We start from the raw sequence: 25,339 nt of genomic DNA on the forward strand, positions 1-25,339 counted from the left end.
CGCTCAGAAAGGATATTGACCAGAGAAAGGCTCGGCAATTGCCACGCCGAAGTTTTTCAGACGGCAGGTGGCAGCGAATTCATCCTGGCTGTTCACAAACAGGCAAGGCTCGCCTTCGCATTCCAGCACGGAGCTATCCACTTCGATATCCGTCAGCGCCTGACTGAGGCGCTCCATCACCGGCCATGCATTTTCGTCGCTCGGACTCAGCAGTTTGAGCGCAACCAGACAATTCTCGCACCCTGCGCCGCTTTGCGGAATCGGTTCAACTTTCGAACCTGCAAAACCCGCCGACCAGCGATAGCTCTGGGGCAAGCGATGGACAATGGAGAGTTGTAATGTATTCACGTTCGTTCCCCGGAAGCAAAATTACTTCACAATTTATTTACATTTATAGTATCACATGATTGTAAACCTGCACTATTTAGCGGTTTTTATAGGCATTGCAGGCTCGCGTGGGCGCTATATGTACCCGTTTCTGCGATCTAACTCAACCTTTTTAAATACAATGATGTGACTTTTTACATAAATAGATTTTACATAAAAGAAACAAACACAGGGTAAACGAACAGCGCTTTGGTTGATATGCATCAACAAAAAAGGCCCGAATCGGGCCTTCAGCGTGCTTTAGTGAGCGGCTTTACGCGGCCGACTGGCATAAAGATAGAAAAGAATGGAGCTGGTTGCGCAGAAAGCGATAGCCCACAGCATCGGCCATGCGGTGTTAAACGTGGCCATCGAGAGCAGCGCCCCAACGACAGCGCCAATCCCAAAGCGGAACGTCCCCGCCAGTGACGACGCCGTGCCTGCCATATGCGGGAATTCGTCGAGGATGACCGCCATCGCGTTGGAAGAGATCATCGACACGCAGCCGACAAACGCCGCCACGCCCACCACCAGCGCCCAGAAGCCAATCCCCAGAAACGCGCTCACCACCATCCAGATAGCCATAACGAACTGGATCCACAGCCCGGCGCGGAACATATTGATCGCCCCTACCCGCCGTACAAAGCGGCTGTTGATGATGGTCATAACAAACAGAAACACGATGTTCAGCGCAAAGTAATAGCCAAAGTGCTGCGGTGAAACGTGGTTCAGTTCGATATAAACAAACGGCCCGGCGCTCAGGAAGGAGAACATCCCGGCAAAGCTGAAGCCGCTCGCCAGCATGTAGCTCAGCACGCGCTTATGGCGAAACAGCGAGGCGAAATTCCCCATTGTCGTACGAATGTGGAACTTCTGCCGACGCTCGACGGGCAGCGTTTCATCAATAAAGAAGAAGATCATCGCCGACGCCAGCAGCGCGGCAACCGCCAGGATCCAGAAAATGGCGTGCCAGCTGAACCACACCAGCACGGCACCACCGACCATCGGGGCCACCAGCGGCGCAATGGTGGTGACCAGCATGACGAACGACATCATGCGGGAGAACTCTTCTTTCGGGTAGACATCGCGCATCAGGGCGTTGATCACCACGCTCGCGGCGGCGGCGGCCAGACCGTGGAAAAAGCGCATGATAATCAGCTGATCGATACTCTGCGCCAGCGCACAGGCGACGGCTGCACCCGCAAAGACCAGCGTTCCGCCCAGGATAACAGGCTTGCGCCCAAGGCTATCCGCCATCGGCCCATACAGAAGCTGACCGATAGCAAAACCGAGAATATAGGTACTGAGCGTCATCTGCGCGCTGCCCGCCGGTACGCCAAACTGCGCGGAAATCACCGGCAACGCGGGCAGATACATATCGATGGAGAGCGGCATCAGCATCGCCAGCAGGCCAAGGATGAAAACGATCTTGAAAGACGAGTGTGGCCTGGTGGTCACAGAGTTCTCCTGAAATTTAGCGTGAAGGCAGACCGACGCTGGCGATCTCTTCTTCCGTTAACGGGCGGTATTCGCCTGGCTCGAGTTCCGGGTCAAGCTCAATCGCACCAATACGTTCACGATGCAGGCCCACAACGTGGTTGCCCACTGCGGCGAACATCCGTTTCACCTGGTGATAGCGACCTTCGCTGATGGTCAGACGCACTTCCGTCGGGGTGATGACTTCAAGCACCGCCGGTTTGGTCAGATCTTTTTCATTATGCAGCTGAACGCCTTTGGTGAATTGCTCTGCCGTGTCATCCGATACCGGCGACCCCAGCGTGACCAGATAGGTTTTCTCGCAGTGATGGCGCGGAGAGGTGATGCGGTGAGACCACTGACCGTCATCGGTCATCAGCACCAGACCGGTAGTATCGATATCCAGACGACCTGCGGCATGCAGCTTGTGCGCCACTGGCTCATCGAGGAAATAGAGCACCGTCGGGTGATCCGGATCGTCCGTTGAACAGACGTAGCCTTCCGGTTTGTTGAGCATGAAATAGCGCGGACCGTGCTGCTGGGTCAGCGGATTGCCGTCATACTCCACCTGATGTTCAGGCTGGAGTTTGAAAGCGGTGTCTTTCACAATATCGCCATCCACGGTAACGCGGCTGGCGCGAATCTCGCGCCCGGCAATAGCGCGGCTTACGCCGAGTTGCTGAGCGATAAACTTATCAAGTCGCATGAAATCTTTTTAGCCTTAATGGTGCTGGAAGTCGGACAACGCGCCCGAAAAAGAAGCAGTCAAGAACGGTTCAGTATAATGGTCTGGTTGCGCCACTCAAGGGAAAAAGTTTCGTGGCATACTATCTATACCCTAAATAATTCGAGTTGCATGAAGGCGGCAAAGGAGTGAATCCCCGGGAGCTTACATAAGTAAGTGACCGGGGTGAACGAGTGCAGCCAACGCACAGGCAACTTGAAGTATGACGGGTATATGTGCGGAATAACGAAACCGAGACCCTATGACTTTTACACTTCGCCCCTATCAGCAAGAAGCCGTCGACGCCACCCTCGCCTGGTTCCGTAAACATCGGGAACCGGCAGCCATCGTGCTCCCGACAGGTGCAGGCAAAAGCCTTGTCATCGCCGAGCTGGCGCGTCTGGCACGCGGGCGCGTGCTGGTGCTGGCGCACGTTAAAGAGCTGGTAGCGCAAAACCATGCCAAATATTGTGCGCTTGGACTTGAGGCCGATATTTTCGCCGCCGGGCTGAAGCGCAAAGAGAGTCACGGCAAAGTGGTGTTTGGCAGCGTGCAGTCGGTCGCCCGTAACCTGGACCTGTTTCGCAGCGAGTTTTCACTGTTGATTGTCGACGAGTGCCACCGCATCAGCGATGACGACGACAGCCAGTATCAGCAAATCCTGACGCATCTGAAGGAAGTGAACCCTCACATTCGCCTTCTCGGCCTGACGGCCACGCCGTTTCGTCTGGGGAAAGGCTGGATTTATCACTTCCATTATCACGGCATGGTGCGCGGGGATGCGAAAGCCCTGTTCAGCGACTGCATTTATGAGCTTCCGCTACGCTACATGATTAAACATGGCTACCTGACGCCGCCGGAGCGGCTGGATATGCCGGTGGTGCAGTACGACTTCAGCCGCCTGCAGGTGCAAAGCAACGGATTATTCAGCGAGGCCGATCTTAATCAGGAGCTGAAAAAACAAAAGCGCATTACCCCGCACATCATCAGCCAGATTGAAGAGTTTGCGCAGACGCGCAAAGGGGTGATGATCTTTGCGGCCACCGTTGAGCATGCCCGAGAAATTACCGGGTTGCTGCCCGCTGACGACGCGGCGCTGATCACCGGCGAAACGCCCGGTCCGGAGCGCGACAGCCTGATCGACGACTTCAAAGCGCAGCGGTTTCGCTATCTGGTCAACGTGTCGGTGTTAACCACCGGGTTTGATGCGCCGCACGTTGACCTGATTGCTATTTTACGCCCGACCGAATCGGTGAGTCTCTATCAGCAGATTGTGGGCCGCGGCCTGCGCCTCTCGCCGGGCAAAACCGACTGCCTGATTCTGGATTACGCCGGGAATCCGCACGATCTGTACTCCCCTGAGGTCGGCACACCGAAAGGCAAAAGTGACAACGTGCCGGTCCAGGTGTTTTGTCCCGCCTGCGGGTTTGCCAATACCTTCTGGGGAAAAACCACCGCCGACGGTACGCTGATCGAACACTTTGGCCGCCGCTGTCAGGGCTGGTTTGAAGACGATGAAGGCCATCGCGAGCAGTGCGATTTTCGTTTCCGCTTTAAAAACTGTCCGCAGTGCAATGCCGAAAACGATATTGCCGCCCGTCGCTGCCGGGAGTGTGACACGATCCTGGTCGACCCTGATGACATGCTTAAGGCTGCGCTGAAGCTGAAAGATGCCCTGGTGCTGCGTTGTTCCGGCATGGCGATGCAGCCCGGCGCGGATGAAAAAGGCGAGTGGCTGAAAATCACCTACTACGATGAGGATGGTGCAGACGTCAGCGAGCGTTTCCGGGTGCACACACCTGCGCAGCGAACGGCTTTCGAGCAGCTCTTTATCCGCCCGCACACCCGTACGCCGGGGGTGCCGTTGCGCTGGATAACCGTTGCCGATATCGTTCATCAGCAGGCGCTGCTGCGCCACCCGGATTTTGTTGTCGCCCGCAGGAAAGGCCAGTTCTGGCAGGTGCGTGAGAAGGTCTTCGACTACGAAGGACGCTTCCGCCGGGCAAATGAATTGCGCGGTTAACGGGACTTTTCGTTGATGTGAGGGGCATTTGAGTATAAAATGCCGCCCGCTTCACATCCGTGAGGCAGAACACTCACCTGCTGCTGGGTCGCCTGTAGTAGGGTTTTAAATACAGAGAGAAATCAATGTTCACTATCGAAGCAGAAGTACGTAACGTGCAGGGTAAGGGTGCGAGCCGCCGCCTGCGTAACGCCAACAAGTTCCCAGCTATCGTTTACGGTGGCGAAGCTGCTCCAGTTGCAATCGAACTGGACCACGACAAAGTATGGAACCTGCAGACCAAAGCTGAATTCTACAGCGAAGTTCTGACCATCGTTGTTGGCGGTAAAGAAGAAAAAGTGAAGGTTCAGGCTGTACAGCGTCACCCGTTCAAGCCAAAACTGTCTCACATCGACTTCGTTCGCGCGTAATCGCAAACTCGTCGAATAAAAACCCCGCTTCTGCGGGGTTTTTTTATGGCTGCTATTTACCGCCAGAGGTGCGGCGCTGCAGCTGATCGCGCAGGTTCGGCGGCGTGCCTTTGATGGTCAGCGTGTCGGTGGCCGGATCCCAGAAGATGCGTTCCCCCAACAGCATGGCGTCAAAGTTGATGGTTAATCCACCGCCGCTACCGGCAAATTTGGTGAGCTGACGCAGCGTACTGCGGTCCGCCGGGAAGCTCTCTTCCAGTTCATAGCCTTTTTCAGCCGTAAATTCCTGGAAGCTGACTTCACTCACACCTGCCAGCTCTTTTGACAGTGATTCCAGCTCAATCTCTTCGCCTGCCTGCAGCTGCTCGTTGCAGTAGCTGTAAACCTGCTGACGCACGGTCTGACGCTCGGATTTATCGAGCTGCGCTTCTGCCGTAAAATCATCAACCGCCTGCAGCAGACCTTTGTTCTGCGCTTTGGCATTCAGACCTTCGCTGGCGCCGAGAAAGTCCATAAAGAAATCGGCGACTTTGCGCCCCACGCGCCCTTTCAGGAAAGTCAGATAGCGGGTCGATTCCGGATTGGTTTCCCACTCGGTCAAATCGATACGCGCCACGATATCCGCATGGTTGATATCCAGATAGTGCGTCGAGCTGATGTCCAGCTGCTCATTCACGCGCATGCTGCTTAAGTTGTTCAGCACGGTCACCAGCAGGTATTCCACCGCCAGGTAACGGTAATGGCAGAACAGGACGATACCACCATCGGCGAACGGATATTTTGCCAGCTCGTCGCGCAGACGCCCGGTTGCGGCACGGCTGAATGCCAGGAAATCTTCTTCGCCCTGACGCTGAAGACGCAGGCTATCCGCCAGTTCGCTCTCTTCGCTGAACAGACCATAGGCTTTATTTTTAGCACTGTAGACGCGGTGCAACTCCGCCATCATTTCCACAACGGTCGCCGTGGGTTCAAGTAACGAATCGCGCAGCACCACTTCAAGGGTTTGCTCATCACGCTTGATAAGCTGGTGCAAGGCAATCTGGTTGATTTCCAGACTCATGATAAACTCTCCTTTTAGACCGGGCGGTATTCAACCACCACCAGCGCATGTGTGCAACAGAAGATAAAAAAGGGGAAAAAAAGCTGTTGCTACGGTAATATGTCGCCCTTCTCTCAACAAACTGATTTTGATTTATGCCACAACATTCCCGCTACAGTGACGAACACGTTGAACAACTGCTCAGTGAGCTGGTCAACGTACTGGAAAAACATAAAACGCCAACCGATCTCTCCCTGATGGTTTTGGGAAATATGGTTACCAACCTTATCAACACCAGCGTTGCTCCGGCTCAACGTCAGGCGATCGCCAAATCTTTCGCCCAGGCACTGCAGTCCTCGGTTAGCGACGACCAGGCACACTAAGGGAAACGAACAACAGTTTATGGTGACGAATCGTCAGCGCTACCGTGAAAAAGTCTCCCAGATGGTCAGCTGGGGGCACTGGTTTGCCCTGTTCAACATTCTGTTGGCGATGGTTCTCGGCTGCCGTTATCTGTTTGTGGCGGACTGGCCCACCACGCTTATCGGACGTGTTTACTCCTGGATAAGCCTGGTCGGTCACTTTAGCTTTCTGGTCTTCGCCACCTATCTGCTCATCCTGTTCCCTCTGACGTTTATCGTCATGTCGCAGCGTCTGATGCGGTTCTTGTCCGCCATCCTTGCGACCGCGGGCATGACGCTTTTGCTGATCGACAGCGAAGTCTTTACCCGTTTCCACCTGCATCTCAACCCTATTGTCTGGGAGCTGGTCATTAACCCCGATCAGAACGAGACCGCACGTGACTGGCAGCTGATGTTTATCAGCGTGCCCATTATTCTTCTGATTGAGATGCTGTTCGCCACCTGGAGCTGGCAGAAGCTGCGAAGCCTCACCCGGCGGCGCCATTACGCGAAGCCCGTTGCTGCGCTCTTTTTCATCTCATTCATCAGTTCGCACCTCATGTATATCTGGGCGGATGCGAACTTCTATCGTCCTATCACCATGCAGCGCGCAAACCTGCCGCTCTCGTATCCGATGACGGCACGTCGTTTCCTTGAGAAACACGGTCTGCTGGATGCGCAGGAGTATCAGCGCCGCCTGGTCGAGCAAGGTAATCCGGAAGCGGTCAGCGTGCAGTATCCGCTGAGCGATTTGCGCTATCGCGACATGGGCCGCGGGCAAAACGTTCTGCTGATCACCGTTGATGGTCTGAACTATTCGCGCTACGAGAAGCAGATGCCCGCACTGGCGGCGTTCGCAGATAAGAACATCACCTTTACGCAGCATATGAGCTCGGGCAACTCAACCGACGCGGGTATTTTCGGCCTGTTCTATGGGATATCGCCGAGCTACATGGATGGCGTACTGTCTTCACGCACGCCAGCAGCATTGATTACCGGGCTTAACCAGCAAGGTTATCAGCTGGGGCTGTTCGCGTCCGATGGCTTCAACAGTTCGCTGTACCGTCAGGCTCTGCTCTCTGATTTCTCTCTGCCTGCCGCGCAGAGCCAGTCTGACACCCAGACGGCAAACCAGTGGATTAACTGGCTGCAGCGCTACGCTCAGGAAGATAACCGCTGGTTCTCCTGGGTTGCGTTTAACGGCACAACGGATGACAGCAATCAGAAAGGCTTCACCCGTCGTTACACGCGTGCGGCAGGTGATGTTGATGCACAAATTGCGCGCGTGCTGACCGCCCTGAACGACTCGGGCAAGCTGGACAATACGGTAGTGATTATCACAGCAGGCCATGGCGTGCCGCTGGGCGACGATATGGAGAGCATGGCCTGGTCACGTCCGAACCTGCATGTGCCACTGATCGTTCACTGGCCGGGTACCCCTGCGCAGCGCATCAATATGCTTACCGATCATAAAGATGTGATGACCACATTGATGCAGCGCTTGTTGCACGTCAGCACGCCTGCTAACGAGTACTCTCAGGGGCAAGATCTCTTTAGCGCCACTCGTCGTCACAACTGGGTGACTGCCGCAGGTGGCAATACGCTGGCGGTCACGACGCCTGAGCTGACGCTGGTACTGAACAGTAACGGGAGTTATCAGACCTATAACCTGAAGGGCGAGAAGCTGAAGGACCAAAAACCACAGCTCAGCCTGCTGTTGCAGGTCTTGACGGACGAGAAACGGTTTATCGCTAACTGATTAATAATAAACCAGTTAGCGCGTTCTTCCCCTTGCATTCAAAAAGGAATCGAGTAGTATTCCTTTCATGCGTCGGCACGTAGCGCAGCCTGGTAGCGCACCGTCATGGGGTGTCGGGGGTCGGAGGTTCAAATCCTCTCGTGCCGACCAAAACTTTTAAAACCAGCCTTTTACGGCTGGTTTTTTTATTGCAGCGCGTCCGGCGTTTTACGCAAGTAAACCAGCGTAGCCAGGCAAATCACCGCCCCGGCATAAAACGTATATTCTGCGCCTGCCGCTTCCCAGATCGCTCCTGCCCCCACGCTGGCAATAAGCAAGCCAACGCCACTGACCATGCTGAAAATGCCGTAGGCGGTGCCGCGTAAATCCGCTGGTGCAGTTTTCGCAATCATTGCCGCCAACAGTCCCTGCGTCATCCCCATGTGCAAGCCCCACAGCGCGACGCCTAAAATAATCCCGCCCCAGTGGGAACTCAGCGCCAGCACAACGTCGGCACCTATCAATACCACCAATCCCCACTGCAGCAGCCGGGTGTGGCTCATTGCGTCTGAGAGCTTGCCAAAAGGATAGGCTGACAGGAAATAGAGCAGGTTCATGGCCACCATCACCAGTGGGATCAACGCCAGCGGGACGCCCGACTGCTGCGCGCGAAGCACCAAAAACGCTTCACTAAAGCGAGCCAGAGTGAAGACGGCCCCCAGTCCAATGACCCACCAGCAGCCTTTGCCCAGTCGCTTCAGGTTCTCTTTTTTAATCGGATTGGTTCGCTTATGTTCGACAGGGGTTTTCGGTTCACGAAGTCCGAAGAAAAGTAACGCTACCGCGAGCACGCCGGGGATCACTGCGATCCAGAATATGGTGCGAAAATCGTCGTTCCACAGCAGCATTAACCCGACGGCCAGCAAAGGGCCAAGAAATGCACCGATGGTATCCATAGACTGACGCAGACCGAACGCCGCACCGCGCAGTTCGGGCGGCGTCACGTCAGCGACCAGCGCGTCCCGCGGTGCGCCGCGGATGCCCTTCCCCACCCGGTCGATGAGTCGTGCCCCCAGAATCATGCCGGATGACGAGGCGATGGCGAACAGCGGTTTGCTCAGCGCGCCCAGCCCGTAGCCCAACACCGCCAGCCCTTTTCGCTTGCCGAGGTAGTCGCTGATTGCACCGGAAAAGACTTTAATAAACAGCGCCGTGGCTTCTGCCAAACCTTCAATAAGACCGATGAAAATCACGCTGGCACCGAGCGTTGTGACCATAAACAACGGCAGCAGGCTGTGAATGATCTCCGAGGAGATATCCATCAACATGCTAACGCCACCTACAACCCAGACTCCTTTCGGGATCCGGCTGAGCGTTGCAAACCGGGATAACATTGAGCATCTCCTGCTTTCTGTAGAACCATCTCGTTCGACACAGAATATCCTGGAAATGCGAATAAATATCATCAGACATAAAAAAAGCCAGCCGAGAGGCTGGCTTGATTCTCGCCGATAAACGATCAGTGCTTATCGCGTCCGCCCAGGAAGAAAATGCCCAGCGGAATGGCAAGCAGAACGGTGAACACCAGGCTGTAAACAAAGATCATCGCCGATTGCAGAACGTACATGCTGGTCGTCCATGCAGAGAGGGGAATGTTGTACTGTTCAATGACGCCAACAATGGTTGCCCGTCCAACGCATGCAGCAGCAATCATAAACACAACCAGCAGCGCCAGCAGGAATTTACGGCCTTCAGGTGTTTTCAGTTTTGCGCGAACCATCTCTCTTCCCTTTACAGATGAATAACATTATCTGACGCTTAAAATAACACGATCTCCCCACCGACTCCACACCAGCATTAAAAACCTTTTTTAATGCATAAATGCAGTTTATTACACTACACTCAATGAAAATATAAGTAAATCACTCCAGTCATTCATGGTGGTTATGTTAATCTCGGCAGGATCGTTTTGACTTAAAGGAATGACTGTGAAAAACGCACCTAAATATACTATCGCTCTTATCGCCGCCTGTGTCAGCACCGGGGCTTTCGCCAGTAACACGCAAAGTGAACAGCCGCTTGAAAAAGTCGCGCCGTATCCGCAAGCGGAAAAAGGGATGAAGCGTCAGGTAATTCAGTTACCGGCGCAGCAGGAAGAAGCGAACTTTAAAGTCGAGCTGTTAATCGGCAAGACGCTGGAAGTGGACTGCAACCAGCACCGTCTGGGCGGTCAGCTGGAAAGCAAAACCCTGGAAGGCTGGGGTTACGACTACTATGTCTTCGACAAAGTGACGTCGCCGGTTTCCACCATGATGGCGTGTCCGGACGGCAAAAAAGAGAAGAAATTTGTCACCGCGTATCTGGGTGATAACAGCCTGCTGCGCTATAACAGCAAGTTGCCGATCGTGGTCTATACGCCTGAAAACGTGGAAGTGAAGTATCGCGTGTGGAAGGCAGATGAAACTGTCGGACAAGCGGTCGTACGTTAAAAATAAGTCGGGTGGCGGCTTCGCCTTACCCGACCTACAAAACAACATCGAACGTAGGCCGGGTAAGCGTCAGCGCCACCCGGCTTTTTTACACTACAGCGCGATATCCGCAACCGGTTTGTTTTCCGCCTGAGGCTTCAGCTCCGCTTTTGGCGCAGCATCCGCCGCCTGTGGCTTCACGTACTGCAGTTGCAGTACACGGCTGGTGTACTCCAGCTCCTGCTCCGTCGCATCCACGTTACCGTTCAGCTTCGTACCGTAAGATGGAATAATGGTTTTCAGCTTCGCCTGCCATTCCGGGCTGGCGACTTTATCTTTAAACACTTTTTCCATCAGATGCAGCATGATTGGCGCAGCGGTAGACGCACCCGGTGACGCACCCAGCAGCGCGGCAATGGTGCCATCTTTATCGCTCACCACTTCGGTACCCAGACGCAGCACGCCGCCTTCTTTAGGATCGCGCTTGATGATTTGTACGCGCTGACCCGCCTGCCATAAACGCCAGTCTTCTTTCTTCGCCTGCGGGTAGTACTCTTTCAGCGCCTCGAAACGATCGTCATCAGAGAGCATCACCTGGCTAATCAGGTATTTCACCAGATCGAAGTTATCCAGCCCCACGTCCATCATTGGCTTCACGTTAGAGGTGGTGGTTGCGCTGAGCAGATCCCACAGGGAGCCATTTTTCAGGAACTTGGTGGAGAACGTCGCGAACGGCCCGAACAGTACGACGCGTTTGCCGTCAAGCATACGGGTGTCGATGTGCGGAACGGACATCGGTGGCGCGCCCACGGAAGCCTGACCGTACACTTTCGCCAGATGACGGTTCACCACTTCCGGGTTTTCAGAGACCAGGAACTGGCCGCCGACCGGGAAGCCCGCATAGTCATCAGCTTCAGGAATACCGGACTCCTGCAGCAGCTTCAGCGCTGCACCGCCGGCACCGATGAAGACAAATTTCGCCTTGATCACGTGTTCGGCTTCATTGTTTTTCAGATCGGCAACGGTCACGCTCCAGCTGTTGTCCGCGTTGCGCTTAAAGCCACGCACTTCGGTGCTGAGCTGCAGATTGAAGTTCTCTTTTTTCTTCAGAGACGCGACCAGCTGACGGGTAATTTCACCGTAGTTGACGTCAGTACCAATTTCGGTACGGGTCGCTGCTACTTTCTGATTCGGGTCACGACCTTCCATCACCAGCGGTGCCCACTCTTTGATCTGGGCATGATCTTCAGAGTATTTCATCCCGCGGAACAAGGTGCTCTGCTGCAGAGCGGCATAGCGCGCGCGCAGGAAGTTGACGTTCTGGTCGCCCCACACAAAGCTCATGTGCGGTACGGTGTTAATGAAGGAGTGCGGATCGTGCATCACGCCGCTGTTGACCTGGTGTGACCAGAACTGGCGTGAGATCTGGAACGCTTCGTTGATCTCTACCGCCTTCTCGATACTAATGGAACCGTCCTTTTTCTGCGGCGTATAGTTCAGTTCCATGAGTGCCGAGTGTCCGGTACCGGCGTTGTTCCAGCCGTTAGAGCTCTCCTGCGCCACGCCATCGAGGCGTTCAACCATGGTCATGGACCAGTCCGGCTGCAGTTCGTGCAGATAAGTTCCCAGCGTGGCGCTCATGATACCGCCACCAATTAATAGGACGTCCGTTTCCTGCTCTTTTGGTGCGTCTGCTTTCGCCGCCATTGAGACGGTGTTAAGCCCCACGGCCAGAGAAAAGAGCATGGCAGTCATTTTTTTCATAATTTATGCCTTAGTGTAAAAGTGCTTGATGCGTGGAAATTGCAGGTGAAAAAAGCTGCGGGGGCACGGTAACAACTTTTAAATATTGTTTAAAGGTTACGAAATTATTGTAATTGTGAAATTTAATGATGGATTGTTTGTAGGGGATTACGCTGGCAACTGGCAATCACTGAATTTTGTGGATACTATGCTGCACTTTGTGATCGCGCGCACGGAAGCCTGCCCTAACCAGCGAACTGTTATGTCCTTACCCCATTCAGCTTTATCCTCCGAAGACCGCGTAGCCAACGTGCTGCGTTCCCCTAAGCTGCTGACGCGTGAAATGCTGGCGGGCGTGATCACCGCTCTGGCGCTGATCCCCGAGGTCATCTCATTTTCCGTGGTGGCGGGCGTTGACCCGAAGGTCAGCCTGATCGCCTCCGTGGTGTTGTGTCTTGCCCTGTCTGTACTCGGTGGTCGTCCGGCGATGGTCACGGCCGCGGCCGGTTCCGTGGCGCTGGTCATTGGCCCAATGGTGCATCAGCACGGCGTACAGTACATTCTTCCCGCCGTGCTGATGGCTGGCGTGATTCAGATTCTGTTTGGCGTACTGGGCATGGCAAGACTGATGCGCTTTATTCCCCAGTCGGTCATGACCGGGTTTGTTAACGCCCTGGGCATTTTGATCTTCTTCGCACAGGTGCCGCATTTCTGGAGCCGAAGCCCGCTGATTGTGGGGCTGTTCGTGCTAACGCTGCTGATCGTGCTGTGGGTGCCGCGCTATATCAAAAGCATCCCTTCCCCGCTGATTGCGATTGTGCTGTTAACCTTGTTCACCGTTTCAACCGGCCAAATCCTGCCGACCGTGGGCGATGAAGGCTCCATGAGCGGCGGTTTGCCGGGGCTTACCGAGCTGTTGGTTCCGCTCAATGTGCAGACGCTGAGCATTATCTGGCCGTGCGCGTTGAGCATCGCGTTTGTCGGCCTGCTGGAATCCCTGCTGACGGCAAAGCTGGTGGATGAGCTGACCGCAACGCCGTCAAGTAAACGCCGCGAAAGCATTGGATTAGGCGTCGGCAATATTCTGTCGGGTTTTTATGGCGGCATTGCGGGCTGCGCGATGATCGGACAGACCATCGTCAACGTAGAGATGGGCAAGGGCCGAAGCCGTATTTCAACGCTTGCGGCGGGCATCGTGCTGCTGATTCTGGTGACGGCGCTCAGCGAAGTGATGGCCAAAATCCCGATGGCGGTGCTCGCGGGGATCATGGCGATTGTCGCCGTTAAAACCTTTAGCTGGCACAGCCTTCAGCCTGCAACGGTAAAAAATGCCCCGATAGCGGAAACGGTGGTCATGCTGGTCACCGTTGCCGCCACGGTATCAACCGGGAATCTGGCGATTGGCGTACTGGGCGGGATTATCGTCATGGCACTGCTTCCCGCCCGCATTAAACGTCGGGCTACAGAAGAAAAATCGTCGCCAGCCCAAGAAAAATAAAGAAACCACCGGTATCGGTGATGGCGGTAATCATCACGCTCGACCCCACCGCGGGGTCGCGCCCCAGTTTGGTCATCGTCAGCGGGATAATCACGCCCATTATCGACGCCACCAGCAGGTTCAGCACCATCGCCAGCATCATCACGCCGCCCAGCGCCATATCGTCGTACAACCACCAGGTGATGCCGCCCATAATCCCGCCCCACACCAGGCCGTTAATGAGCGCGACGCCCATCTCTCTAAAAATGAGCCACGAAAAGTTACCCGGCTGAATATTTTCCAGCGCCAGGGCGCGAACGATCATGGTTATCGTCTGGTTTCCGGTGTTACCACCAATCCCTGCGACGATCGGCATCAGCGAGGCGAGCGCCACCAGCTGTGAAATGGTATGCTCAAAGCCGTCAATCACCCGGGAGGCGATAAACGCGGTACAGAGGTTAATGGCCAGCCACGCCCAGCGGGTTTTGACCGCTTTGCCCACGGACGCATGGACGTCATCTTCCGCGCTGATCCCACCGAGAGCACGTAAATCGTTATCGGTCTCTTCATAAACCACGTCAATGATTTCATCGATGGTCAGACGCCCCATCAGCTTGCCGACGGAATCCACTACCGCCGCGCTCACAAGGTCGTCACGTTCGAAGGTTCGTGCCGCTTTTTCCGCATCGTCTTCCGGGGAGAAGACCATCGGCTCGGTTTCCATCACCTCGCTCACCCGCCGCTGGGTACTGTTCAGCAGGATGGTTTTCAGCTCCAGCTCGCCGAGCAGAGTTTTGTCCCGGGAGGTAACGAACAGTTTATCGGTGTTGTCCGGCATGCTGCCCAGACGTCGCAAATAGCGCTGCACCGTACCGAGCGTGACGTCAGGACGCACCATGATGACGCCGAACTCCATGATCGCGCCGACGCTGTTTTTCTCGTAGTGCATCACCTGACGCACGCGCGCCCGCTCCTCCGCAGGCAGTGACGCCAGCAGGCGACCGGTCAGGTTCCGCGGCAGGTGCTGAACGAGGTAAATCTGCTCGTCGATATCCAGCGTTTGCAGGGCATCCAGGATATCGCGGTCGCTCATCTCATCGATCAGGTCGTCCCAGACGTTTTCCGACGCCTCAAGCAACACCTGTCCGCGCTCGTGATCCTGCACCAGCCGCCACAGGGCGTGGCGTTCTTCCGAGGGAAGCGCTTCGAGAGTATCCGCCAGATCCGGCGGGGGTAAATGAGCAACCAGCGCGCCTACCTCAGCAATATCGTCGGCTAAGGTGCCGACATCATATTGCTCAGCCAGGGTCAGTTTGCCTAATAACGCAGAAGTGACCGCTTTATCGGTCGTGAGAAGCCAGATAAGTCGCGCACGCTCCTGGTCACGCTGTCTGGCGCTGTTTTTCTTTAATACCGACATCAATCATAAATCCATTAAATGAGTTGGCATTAAGCATAGCGCGGGGATATGTAAATAAGAATAAACAACGGGGCGGGATGGGTAAAAAAACAGCGAGGGAGGTTAAAAAAAGTAGGCCGGGTAAGGCGAAGCCGCCACCCGGCACAATCGCACTCAGGCCGTGCGCGCCACCGCGTCACGCGATGCTGCATCGCGCTCTTCACCGGTCAGCTCGCTCAGCGTGCCGTCGCGCATCTCCAGCAGACGGTCGGCGTGAATGAAGTAATGATCGTCGTGGCTGATGGCGAAAATGGTTTTGCCCATCTCCTGCATCAGCGGCAGCAGCACCTGATAAAACTCGCGGCGGAAATGCGGGTCCTGATCGGCCGCCCATTCATCCAGCAGGATGATGTCACGCTCTTCCGCCAGGGCCAGCAGCAGCGCCACGCGCTTTTTCTGCCCTTTCGAGAGCTTAAGGTTCAGGATCTTGCCGTCCTGAAGCTCAAGCTTGTGCGACATCTGCAGATGCCCAAGCCACTTCTCCACCAGCGCCGGATTGGCCTGCTGGCCTTCCGGCCCCAGCAGCCGATCAAACAGCCAGACGTCGGTAAATACCGCCGAGAACAGCTTACGGTAATCCTCCGGTTTCTCTGCGCTCAGCGCCTTACCGTCCAGCAAAATCTCGCCCGACTGCGGTTGATAAAGCCCGGTCAGCAACATCGCCAGTGTGGATTTACCGCTGCCGTTGCCGCCAATCAGGAACAGCAGCTCGCCACGGTGAATCGTCAGGTTAACCGGCCCCACGGAGAAGGCGTTATCCTGATAGCGGAACGTGACGTTACGCAGCTCCAGCGTCTGCCAGTTCGGGAAAGCCTGCGGGCGCGGGAATTCAGCCTTAAACGGCGCGAGATCGAACTTCTTAAGCTTGTTAAACGCCACCTGCGCACTCAGCAAGGTGGGCAACGCACCGACGGCCGAGAGCAGCGGCGTGCGCAAAAACAGCAGCGTCAGCGAGTAGGTTGCCGCCACATTGGTGTCCGCCCAGCCCAGGCTGTTCGCCATCCAGAATACCAGGCCAATGGCACCCAGCATCATAATGTTCGACCAGTTCACCGCGCTCAGGTGGAAGGTATCAGCGCGAATGATGTGATGCCGGTATTCGCGCGCGTCCGGGATATAGAGATTATTGAAAATATGCTCAGCGCGCTCGCGGTTCAGGGTCAGCTCTTTGCGCCCTTCCAGCACCGTCTGGTAATCGTTGTAAAGTTTATCTTCGGTTTCGCGAAGTACCGCCATGTGTTTGTAGACGCGCGACACCAGCAGGAACCCGCCCCAGATGGTAATGGCAATCCACAGCGCGGTAACCGCCAGCATTTTAGTGGAGAGCCAGGCAAGGTAGGCCGCCGAACCGAAGGTCAAAATGATACCTTGCACAAGCTCAGGCAGACGCACAAAGGCGATGGTTATGGCGCGCACGTCGCTGGTCAGCCCTGCCAGCAGGGAGGCACTGCCGAGTTGCTCCACGCGCTCAACCTGCGTATCGAGGATCCGCTTGATAAATTCGCTGCGCAGACGGAAAACGAAGTGGTGGCCGAGCGCGGTCAGGGCCAGCTGTGAACCCAGCGTGACCGCCATCAGCAGCAGCAATAAACCCAGGAATTCCGGCAGAACGGCCAGCGAGGTGTCGACCATTTCAATCAAACGGACGTTGATAAAGGCGATCAGGCCGATACCCAGCGCGGCGCTGGCAAGGCTTAACGCCATCACCGCAATAAAAGGCCAGCGATACTGACGCCAGACAAGAAGAAGTAGTTGCATGCAGAGCAATCCGGACAAGAAAATCAGCCCGCAGTGTAAACTGCCTTGCGTTTACATCAAGAATAATTCTTATTTTTATTCGCCATAAGCCGCCTGACGGAACGTCAGGTTAAAGCGAAACGCCCCCGTTTGCGGGTGAACACCAGGTTTAAGCGGTTGAATGCCGTGATAAAAGAGCCTCGACTCGCCGCCCCAGACCACCACATCACCGTGCTCCAGCATCAGACGCTTAAGCGGGTCGTTACGATGTAATCCACCAAACTGAAAGACAGCGGGCAGACCCAGAGAGACCGAAACGATTGGGGCGCGCAGATCCGGCTCATCCTTATCCTGATGCAGCGACAGTTTTGCCCCGACGGCATAGCGGTTGATCAGACAGGCATCCGGCTGAAAATCGGCATACCCGGCGGCAACCGCAGCCTCGTGGCAGAGTCGCTGAAACGCATCCGGCATCGGCGGCCACGGCCTGCCGGTGGTGGGATCATTCGGTGCATACAGGTAGCCGCGTTCGTTGGTCGCCCAGCCGAGTTGACCGCAGTTGGTCATCGCCACCGACATGGTATACCCGCCCGGCGTCACCATATGGCGAAATGGCGAGACGGCCGCCACCTCATCAATGCCTGTCAGTAACGCGGCGGCGCGGGAAAGCGCAAAGCGGCGCAGAATCACTGCCCCCGGCGCGAGCGGCTCCTGCCAGGGCTCCGCATCGGCAAAAAGATCGAGCATTATTCCTCCCGGCGACTCGCCTCACGTTTAAGCAATATCGCTTTTCGTGCCGTCCCCCAACGATAACCCGAAAGCGCCCCGTCGTTTCGCACTACGCGATGGCAGGGAATGACGATCGCCAGTTTGTTTGCGGCGCAGGCGCCTGCCACGGCGCGTACGGCATTGGGTTTACCCATCGCCTTTGCCACCTGTTGGTAGCTTGCCGTTTCACCACAAGGGATAGCACGCAGTGCCTGCCAGACCTGCTGCTGAAAAGCCGTTCCGCGGATATCCAGCGGAAGCGCCAGCGGCACCGAGCGGCTGTCAATAGTGCTCATCACCTGCTGGATGCGCTGCGCGAACGGACCTTCAAGCACTTCTCGCTCCGCGCGGGGAAACAGCGTCAACAGCTCCCCTTCTAAAGTCGCATCGTCGTCACCCAGCAGGATTGCGCAGATCCCACGCTCGCTTTCGCCAACCAGACAACGCCCCAGGGAACAGTCGCTGATGGCGTAACGAACCGCGACATCCCCGCTGCGGTACTGCTTCGCCGTCATCCCCAACGCCTCATCGGCTTTCCGGTAATAACTGCTGCTATCGGGAAACCCTGCCGCCAGTACAGCGTCGGTAATTTTATCCCCCTGCGCCAGCGCGCTGCGCAGACGGTGTTCCCGCGCGGCCTGCTGCCAGGCTTTAGGCGTCATGCCGGTCACGGATTTAAACAGACGGTGGAAATGGAAAGGACTGCTGGCGACCTTCTGCGCCAACGCCTCCAGCGTTAACGCCGGATCCTGCTCCAGCAGGCGGCAGGCCTGTTCAACTTTCGCCAGCGTCTGCTGATGTGGGTTGAGCTTGTCCGGCATACAGCGTTTGCAGGGGCGAAAGCCGTCCTGAACAGCGTGCTGAGCATCAGGATAGAAGCGGACATTTTTACGCAGCGCGTGGCGGGCACGGCAGGACGGGCGGCAATAGATCCCCGTCGTCTGAACCGCAAAGACAAACTGATTATCGGCGCGAGGATCGCGGCCAAGCACGGCTTGCCAGCGATCTTCATCGGTAGTAAAGGTTACGTTTTTCATCATCAGCTCCTCTTACAAGCATAATCCTACCTTGCCCGAGTGCCACCGAACAAAAACCCGCAACCTTGCTTTTTAATTTTTTTCACTCACCAGGAAGCCCGTAAACTGCGGCGAGCTCCAGGTTTTGAACCCGTCGTCCTCTTTGGTGATCATGTAGACCGCGAGCTGTTCCTGCCGCGCCACCTCTTTAGCCTTTTCCGGACCGAGCACCATCAGGCCGGTATCCCAGGCGTCCGCTTCCAGTGCCGTCGGCGCGATCACCGTAACGGAAACCAGATTATGGGTAATCGGACGGCCGGTCTGCGGATCGATGACATGCGAAATGCGTTTGCCGTCGAGCTCATAATAGTTTCGATAGCTTCCCGAGGTGCTGATCCCGTGGCCGTTGATATCCACAATCGCCTGCACCGCGTTTTGCCGATCGGTGGGTTTTTGAATGGCCACCCGCCACGGTTTGCCGCTGGCGTTCATCCCCCGGCTGACGAGCGCACCGCCCACCGAGACCAGATAGCGGGAAATGCCTTCCCGCTCCATCAGCGCCGCAAGATGATCTGCCGCATACCCCTCGCCTACCGTTGAGAGATCGACAAACAGATCGGGAATGTCTTTTTGCAGATATTGTTGACCGTACTGGTTAATGACCGTCAGGTGTTGCAGCCCGGTGCGCGCGCGGGCGTCATCAATCGCCGCCTGGTCAGGCGTGGTCACCGGCTGCTTGTTGGGGCCAAATCCCCACAGATTCACCAGCGGCCCGACGGTCACGTCCATCGCGCCGTTGGTTTTATACCCCACGCGCATCGACTCCGTCACAATATCGGCCATGGCTTCACTCACCGGCCACAGAGAGGTACTGGTTGAGAGGTTAAAACGCATGAGCGCTGAGTCGTTTTTATAGGTTGAAAGCAGCTGGTCGTCAGCGTCGAGCTGGGACTGAATTTTGCCGCGAAGTTCGTCAGCCCGCGCCGTGTCGAGATGCATGACGCTCACGCGCCAGAAGGTGCCCATCGTTTTCCCTTCCAGCACCGTCGCCGCTGGCGCGTCAGTTTGTGCTGAGGGGGTAGGCGCGTCACACGCTGTCAGGAAAAAAAGCGTAGCCAGAACGCTGGCGCGTAAAAAAGTCATATCCATTCATTATTATCCTCATGCCAGGGCGGCAAGAGTACACCAAAATGGTCTCGTTGTAAGACCCAAAAAAAGGGGCCAGAAGGCCCCTTAGTCACGCAATGAAGCGATTAGAACTGGTAAACCAGACCCAGCGCGACGACATCGTCAGTGCTGATGCCAGCGCTACGAGTGAAGTCGTTCTCGTCCAGCAGGTTGATTTTGTAATCGACATAGGTGGACATGTTTTTGTTGAAGTAGTAAGTCGCGCCCACGTCAACATATTTCAGGATATCCTGGTCGCCGTAGCCGTTTTCCAGATCCTTACCTTTAGACTGCAGGTAAGCCACGGATGGACGCAGACCGAAGTCGAACTGGTACTGTGCAACCACTTCGAAGTTCTGTGCTTTGTTAGCCCAGCCCAGATCGCCCGCGCGGGTCGCGTTGTAGGTCTGAGTGTACTGTGCAGCCAGGTAGAGGTTGTTCGCGTCGTATTTCAGACCACCGGTGTAGGTGTCAGCACGATCGCCGGTACCGAAGCCCATGTCGTTCTGGGAGTTGGTACGTTTAGAGCTGGTCAGAGCAGTACCGATACCGAAGCCTTCGCCCAGATCGTAAGTGATAGAACCACCGTAGCCATCACCGTTCTGACGGAGTGCAGAACGACCGTTGTTGGTCTGATCTTCACCGCTTACGCTACCGTTTTTACCCTGATACTGCAGCGCGAAGTTCAGGCCATCAACCAGACCGAAGAAGTCCTGGTTACGGTAGGTCGCGAAGCCATTACCACGCTGCTGCATGAAGTTGTCAGAACCGTAGGTGTCGCCGCCGAATTCTGGCAGTACGTCAGTCCAGGAGGTGACATCGTAAACAACACCGTAGTTACGACCGTAATCGAAAGAACCCGCGTCAGCAAATTTCAGACCCGCGAACGCCACACGCGTCCAGGAGTTGTTTTCGTTTTCGCCGGAGTTACCCTGAATCTGGTATTCCCACTGGCCGTAACCGGTCAGCTGGTCATTAACCTGCGTTTCGCCCTTGAAGCCAAGACGCATGTAGGTCTGGTCGCCGTCAACGCTGTCGTCATCAGAGAAATAGTGCAGACCATCAACTTTACCGTACAGATCTAATTTGTTGCCGTCTTTGTTATAAATTTCAGCCGCATTTGCTGCGCCTGCTACCAGCAGTGCTGGTACCAGGAGGGACAGTACTTTAACTTTCATTTTATTAACCCTCTGTTATATGCCTTATTATTACCACTGCTTACTGATTAACCCTCTTAACCAGTCGGCAACTTCATTCTCCTCAAAAATACAGAATAATCCAACGGGAATATGATACGAAAACTTTTAAGATGTTTCATTTATCTATCAAGATGTTTCAATTTGTAAATATCAAGGAACTTTTACAAAGCACGCAAGGGTCAAAAATATAGCACCAATAATCAAAATGAAAAAAAAGAAGCTTAAAATCATACCATTACATAAAAACCCATGACAGCACTGAATGATAAAACAAAACAAGCCAATATCACTAAAATAACTCTCGCTATCATCATTAACTTTATTTATTACCGTCATTCAGTTTTGAATGTCTGTTTATCCCTAATTGAACCGAATGCCGAGCGTTCGGTTTTTTTTTACCTTTCTTTACGCAATTATATTTTTCTTGTGCTACCGCCCCGAAATCGTAACGACTATTAACTAAATCGCCCACTGACCCTTCGCGGACCCGCATCATTTCTACAAAACTCAATTTCTTGTTTATTCGTGCTATTCCCGGAAAGATGTCGATTTATATTTATACACCCCGCCGTCATTTGTACATATTTTACGCACCGAGCACTGCCGACATTCTTCGTGGAAAAAGTCCGTCATTCTCAGACCATGACGCTGGAAATTCAGGTTTTACCCTTTATACTGCCGTATCCCCTTAAAGCACGGCCATCACGGGTTAAAGATATCAATGAGTCAGACTGAAACTACCGCCCTGAGCAAATTCTCCCTCCTTCCCGGGAGCATCACCCGTTTCTTTCTTCTATTGATCGTTGTGCTGTTGGTCACGATGGGGGTCATGGTTCAAAGTGCGGTCAATGCCTGGCTGAAGGACAAGAGTTACCAGATCGTTGATATCACTCATGCGGTCCACAAACGGATCGACACATGGCGCTATGCGACCTGGCAGATCTACGACAACATTGCCGCCGCGCCCGCAACCACCACCGGGGAAGGATTACAGGAGACACGCCTTAAGCAGGATGTGTATTACCTGGAAAAACCTCAGCGTAAGACAGAAGCCCTGATTTTCGGTTCGCATGACAGCGCGACGCTTGAGATGACGCAGCGCATTTCAACCTATCTTGATACTCTGTGGGGCGCAGAGACCGTGCCCTGGTCGATGTACTACCTGAACGGTCAGGACAACAGCATGATCCTGATCTCTACCCTGCCGCTCAAAGACCTCTCATCCGGATTTAAAGAGACGACGGTAGGCAGCATTGTGGATTCACGCCGCGCAGAAATGTTGCAGCAAGCCAACGCCCTGGATGAGCGCGAGAGTTTCTCCTCTTTGCGCCGTCTGGCCTGGCAAAATGGGCATTACTTTACGCTGCGCACGACGTTTAACCAGCCGGGACACCTCGCAACCGTGGTGGCGTTCGATCTGCCGATCAATGACCTGATCCCGCCAGACATGCCGCTGGACAGCTTCCGTCTGGAGCCTGACAACAGTACGCAAAACCTGCGCAACCCGCCGGATAAAGAAGGGGCCGAGAGTGTCTCTATTTCATTTAACGGCTCAAAAATTGAAATTGCGTCATCGTTAAATTCAACCGGCATGCGTCTGGTGTGGCAGGTGCCGTTTGGCACCTTGCTGCTTGATACATTGCAAAACATCCTGCTGCCGCTGCTGCTGAACATCGGTCTGCTGGCGCTGGCGCTGTTTGGCTACAGCACGTTCCGCTTCCAGCCGGGACGTCAGAGTGACACCTCGGCTGTCTCTGCGGGCACCAGTAATGAACTTCGCGTATTGCGCGCTCTGAATGAAGAGATTATTTCGGTCCTGCCGCTCGGGGTGCTTGTTCACGATCAGGAAGCCAACCGCACAGTGATGAGCAACAAGATTGCCGATCACCTTCTGCCCCACCTCAACCTGCAGAACATCACGGCGATGGCGGACCAGCACCAGGGGGTAATTCAGGCGACCATTAATAACGAGCTGTATGAGATCCGTCAGTTCAGCAGCCAGGTTGCATCCCGTACGCAAATCTTTGTTATTCGCGATCAGGACCGTGAAGTGCTGGTCAACAAAAAGCTCAAGCAGGCGCAGCGGCTTTACGAGAAAAACCAGCATGGCCGCACGGCGTTTATGCAAAATATTGGTGATGCGTTCAAACAACCGTTAAAAACGCTGGCTGCTCAGGCTGCGGGCCTGAATACGCCAGAAGGCCAGCAGTTGACGAGCCAGGCCGAGTCGCTGGTGCGTATGGTCGACGAAATCCAGCTCGCAAACATGCTGGAAAATGACATCTGGAAAGGCACCCCAACGCTCTTTTCTATCCAGGATCTGATCGATGAAGTGGTTCCGGAGGTGCTCCCGGTCATTAAGCGCAAAGGGCTGCAGCTGCTGATCAACAACCACCTCCCGGCGAATGACGAGCGCCATGGCGATCGCGAAGCGCTGCGTCGGATCCTGCTGATGCTGATCCAGTATTCGGTCACCACCACCCAGATCGGGAAGATTACTCTCGAAGTCAGCACTGACGAATCGACGGAGGATCGCCTGACGTTCCGTATTCTGGACACGGGTGAAGGCGTCACCGTAAGTGAAATTGATAATCTGCACTTCCCGTTCCTGAACGATACCCAGAGTGATCACTACGGCAAAGCGAACGCCCTCACCTTCTGGCTGTGCGATCAGCTGGCACGTAAACTGGGCGGTCATCTGAATATTAAGGCGCGTGAATCCCTCGGCACACGCTACTCGCTGCATGTCAAAATGGCGGCGAATCCACAGGAAGAAGATGAAGAACGTCTGCTGGATGATGTGGTGGTGATGGTCGATGTGACCTCAAACGAGATCCGCAATATCGTGGTTCGCCAGTTAGAAAACTGGGGTGCGGCCTGCATCACGCCGGACGAAAGGCTTACGAGTCAAGAATTTGATCTATTTTTAACTGATAATCCGTCTAATCTTACTGCCACAGGCTTGCTTTTAAGCGATGATGAGTCAGGCGTGCGAAAAATCGGCCCAGGCCAGCTGCGCGTCAACTTTAATATAAGCAATGCGATGCAGGAAGCTGTACTACAACTTATAGAAGAGCAACTGGCGCAGGAAGAGATAGCGGAATCACCGTTAGGCGGCAATGAAAATGCCGAGCTCCACGCCAGCGGATACTATTCACTCTTTGTTGATACAGTACCAGATGATGTTAAGCGGTTGTATACTGAGTCCGCTGCGAATGATTTTGCAGCGCTGGCACAGACAGCACACCGGCTTAAAGGGGTGTTTGCCATGCTTAATCTGGTTCCCGGCAAGCAGTTATGTGAAACGCTGGAACATCTAATTCGTGAGAAAGATGCCTCTGGCATTGAAAAATACATCAGCGACATTGACACCTATGTCAAGAGCTTGCTGTAGCAAGGTAGCCTTATACATGAACAATATGAACGTAATTATTGCCGATGACCATCCGATTGTACTGTTCGGTATTCGCAAATCACTTGAACAGATCGAGTGGGTGAATGTAGTCGGTGAATTTGAAGACTCTACAGCACTGATCAATAACCTTCCTAAACTTGATGCACACGTGCTCATTACCGACCTGTCCATGCCTGGAGACAAATACGGTGATGGGATCACGCTCATCAAATACATTAAACGTCACTTCCCGGACATCTCGATCATCGTTCTGACCATGAACAACAACCCGGCGATTCTGAGCGCAGTGTTGGATCTGGATATCGAAGGGATTGTGCTGAAGCAAGGTGCACCAACCGACCTGCCAAAAGCGCTAGCAGCGCTGCAAAAAGGCAAGAAATTCACGCCTGAAAGCGTCTCCCGCCTGCTGGAGAAAATCAGCGCGGGTGGCTATGGCGACAAGCGCCTGTCTCCAAAAGAGAGCGAAGTTCTGCGTCTCTTCGCAGAAGGTTTCCTGGTAACCGAGATTGCCAAGAAGCTGAACCGCAGTATTAAAACCATCAGCAGCCAGAAGAAATCAGCAATGATGAAGCTGGGTGTGGACAATGATATTGCGCTGCTCAACTATCTCTCCTCCGTGACGCTGAGCGCAACGGACAAGGATTGATCCCCACTGTAAATGCCGGGTGGCGCTCACGCTTACCCGGCCTACAAAACCCGTAGGCCCGCGCAAG

The 25,339-nt window shown here is 54.7% G+C and carries 21 protein-coding genes and 1 tRNA gene; 9 read left to right on the forward strand and 13 right to left on the reverse strand.

What is annotated here, in order from left to right; translation table 11 throughout:
* Positions 1–3: 3 nt before the first annotated feature.
* The 3 genes from EXW94_RS07925 to rsuA all read right to left on the reverse strand — a co-directional run bounded on the left by EXW94_RS07925 (position 4) and on the right by rsuA (position 2,548).
* A complete protein-coding gene (locus EXW94_RS07925) occupies positions 4–348 on the reverse strand; it encodes a YejG family protein (RefSeq protein ID WP_010433471.1) in 345 nt (114 codons plus the stop codon).
* Positions 349–627: 279 nt separating this feature from the next.
* Complete coding sequence (locus EXW94_RS07930; protein WP_042714271.1) at positions 628–1,824, reverse strand: Bcr/CflA family multidrug efflux MFS transporter; 1,197 nt, start codon at positions 1,822–1,824, stop codon at positions 628–630.
* Between the two features lie 16 nt (positions 1,825–1,840).
* The gene (gene rsuA, locus EXW94_RS07935) at positions 1,841–2,548 is read right to left on the reverse strand and encodes a 16S rRNA pseudouridine(516) synthase RsuA (RefSeq protein ID WP_174339864.1); all 708 of its coding nucleotides are present in this window, start codon (positions 2,546–2,548) and stop codon (positions 1,841–1,843) included.
* A 280-nt stretch (positions 2,549–2,828) separates the two neighbouring features.
* On the opposite strand from rsuA, the gene EXW94_RS07940 reads away from it, so the two are divergent.
* Together EXW94_RS07940 and rplY are read left to right on the forward strand one after the other, a co-directional pair.
* Positions 2,829–4,589: a DEAD/DEAH box helicase gene (locus EXW94_RS07940; protein ID WP_174339865.1), complete on the forward strand. Its 1,761-nt coding sequence runs from the start codon at positions 2,829–2,831 to the stop codon at positions 4,587–4,589.
* 125 nt (positions 4,590–4,714) lie between these two features.
* Positions 4,715–4,999 (forward strand): 50S ribosomal protein L25, encoded by a 285-nt coding sequence (gene rplY, locus EXW94_RS07945; protein WP_010433464.1) that lies wholly within the window; start codon positions 4,715–4,717, stop codon positions 4,997–4,999.
* 52 nt (positions 5,000–5,051) lie between these two features.
* Here the strand turns inward: rplY and yejK are convergent, their stop codons facing one another.
* Entirely contained in the window at positions 5,052–6,059 is a 1,008-nt protein-coding gene (gene yejK, locus EXW94_RS07950; RefSeq protein ID WP_008500957.1) for a nucleoid-associated protein YejK, read from the reverse strand.
* Positions 6,060–6,193: 134 nt separating this feature from the next.
* Here yejK and EXW94_RS07955 point away from each other — a divergent pair, with 134 nt between their 5' ends.
* The 3 genes from EXW94_RS07955 to EXW94_RS07965 all read left to right on the forward strand — a co-directional run bounded on the left by EXW94_RS07955 (position 6,194) and on the right by EXW94_RS07965 (position 8,348).
* A complete protein-coding gene (locus EXW94_RS07955) occupies positions 6,194–6,421 on the forward strand; it encodes a YejL family protein (protein ID WP_001135586.1) in 228 nt (75 codons plus the stop codon).
* Between the two features lie 19 nt (positions 6,422–6,440).
* Positions 6,441–8,198 (forward strand): LPS biosynthesis-modulating metalloenzyme YejM, encoded by a 1,758-nt coding sequence (yejM, locus tag EXW94_RS07960; RefSeq protein ID WP_010433458.1) that lies wholly within the window; start codon positions 6,441–6,443, stop codon positions 8,196–8,198.
* 73 nt (positions 8,199–8,271) lie between these two features.
* Positions 8,272–8,348 (forward strand) — tRNA-Pro (locus EXW94_RS07965).
* Between the two features lie 35 nt (positions 8,349–8,383).
* Here EXW94_RS07965 and EXW94_RS07970 read toward each other — a convergent pair.
* Both EXW94_RS07970 and EXW94_RS07975 read right to left on the reverse strand, forming a co-directional pair.
* Positions 8,384–9,571: an MFS transporter gene (locus EXW94_RS07970; RefSeq protein WP_126816604.1), complete on the reverse strand. Its 1,188-nt coding sequence runs from the start codon at positions 9,569–9,571 to the stop codon at positions 8,384–8,386.
* Positions 9,572–9,696: 125 nt separating this feature from the next.
* Positions 9,697–9,957: a DUF2534 family protein gene (locus tag EXW94_RS07975; protein WP_010433451.1), complete on the reverse strand. Its 261-nt coding sequence runs from the start codon at positions 9,955–9,957 to the stop codon at positions 9,697–9,699.
* 202 nt (positions 9,958–10,159) lie between these two features.
* Between EXW94_RS07975 and eco the strand changes: the two genes are divergently transcribed.
* Positions 10,160–10,666 carry a serine protease inhibitor ecotin gene (gene eco / locus EXW94_RS07980; RefSeq protein WP_174339866.1) on the forward strand — a complete coding sequence of 169 codons (507 nt, stop codon included), beginning with the start codon at positions 10,160–10,162 and terminating at the stop codon, positions 10,664–10,666.
* Between the two features lie 93 nt (positions 10,667–10,759).
* Here the strand turns inward: eco and mqo are convergent, their stop codons facing one another.
* Positions 10,760–12,409, reverse strand: a complete 1,650-nt coding sequence (gene mqo, locus EXW94_RS07985; RefSeq protein ID WP_089597942.1) for a malate dehydrogenase (quinone) — start codon at positions 12,407–12,409, stop codon at positions 10,760–10,762.
* 187 nt (positions 12,410–12,596) lie between these two features.
* Between mqo and EXW94_RS07990 the strand changes: the two genes are divergently transcribed.
* The gene (locus EXW94_RS07990; RefSeq protein ID WP_174339950.1) at positions 12,597–13,886 is read left to right on the forward strand and encodes a SulP family inorganic anion transporter; all 1,290 of its coding nucleotides are present in this window, start codon (positions 12,597–12,599) and stop codon (positions 13,884–13,886) included.
* Here EXW94_RS07990 and mgtE read toward each other — a convergent pair.
* The 6 genes from mgtE to EXW94_RS08020 form a co-directional block, all read right to left on the reverse strand.
* Positions 13,849–15,285: a magnesium transporter gene (gene mgtE / locus EXW94_RS07995; protein ID WP_042716638.1), complete on the reverse strand. Its 1,437-nt coding sequence runs from the start codon at positions 15,283–15,285 to the stop codon at positions 13,849–13,851. The genes EXW94_RS07990 and mgtE overlap by 38 nt on opposite strands.
* A 153-nt stretch (positions 15,286–15,438) precedes the next feature.
* Complete coding sequence (locus EXW94_RS08000; protein ID WP_174339867.1) at positions 15,439–17,082, reverse strand: multidrug ABC transporter permease/ATP-binding protein; 1,644 nt, start codon at positions 17,080–17,082, stop codon at positions 15,439–15,441.
* Positions 17,083–17,157: 75 nt separating this feature from the next.
* On the reverse strand, positions 17,158–17,808 hold the full coding sequence (gene alkB, locus EXW94_RS08005; RefSeq protein ID WP_174339868.1) for a DNA oxidative demethylase AlkB: 651 nt from the start codon (positions 17,806–17,808) through the stop codon (positions 17,158–17,160).
* Entirely contained in the window at positions 17,808–18,866 is a 1,059-nt protein-coding gene (gene ada / locus EXW94_RS08010) for a bifunctional DNA-binding transcriptional regulator/O6-methylguanine-DNA methyltransferase Ada (RefSeq protein ID WP_174339869.1), read from the reverse strand. Before ada ends, alkB begins: the two co-directional genes overlap by 1 nt.
* 72 nt (positions 18,867–18,938) lie before the next feature.
* Positions 18,939–19,994: an FAD:protein FMN transferase ApbE gene (gene apbE, locus EXW94_RS08015; RefSeq protein WP_174339870.1), complete on the reverse strand. Its 1,056-nt coding sequence runs from the start codon at positions 19,992–19,994 to the stop codon at positions 18,939–18,941.
* 104 nt (positions 19,995–20,098) lie between these two features.
* The gene (locus EXW94_RS08020; protein WP_126816609.1) at positions 20,099–21,190 is read right to left on the reverse strand and encodes a porin OmpC; all 1,092 of its coding nucleotides are present in this window, start codon (positions 21,188–21,190) and stop codon (positions 20,099–20,101) included.
* A gap of 742 nt (positions 21,191–21,932) precedes the next feature.
* On the opposite strand from EXW94_RS08020, the gene rcsD reads away from it, so the two are divergent.
* Both rcsD and rcsB read left to right on the forward strand, forming a co-directional pair.
* On the forward strand, positions 21,933–24,605 hold the full coding sequence (rcsD, locus tag EXW94_RS08025; protein WP_174339871.1) for a phosphotransferase RcsD: 2,673 nt from the start codon (positions 21,933–21,935) through the stop codon (positions 24,603–24,605).
* 16 nt (positions 24,606–24,621) lie between these two features.
* Positions 24,622–25,272 carry a response regulator transcription factor RcsB gene (rcsB, locus tag EXW94_RS08030; protein WP_003859405.1) on the forward strand — a complete coding sequence of 217 codons (651 nt, stop codon included), beginning with the start codon at positions 24,622–24,624 and terminating at the stop codon, positions 25,270–25,272.
* Positions 25,273–25,339 lie beyond the last annotated feature (67 nt).

The sequence above is a fragment of the Enterobacter sp. JMULE2 genome (assembly GCF_013337145.1).
GTDB lineage: Bacteria > Pseudomonadota > Gammaproteobacteria > Enterobacterales > Enterobacteriaceae > Enterobacter > Enterobacter mori.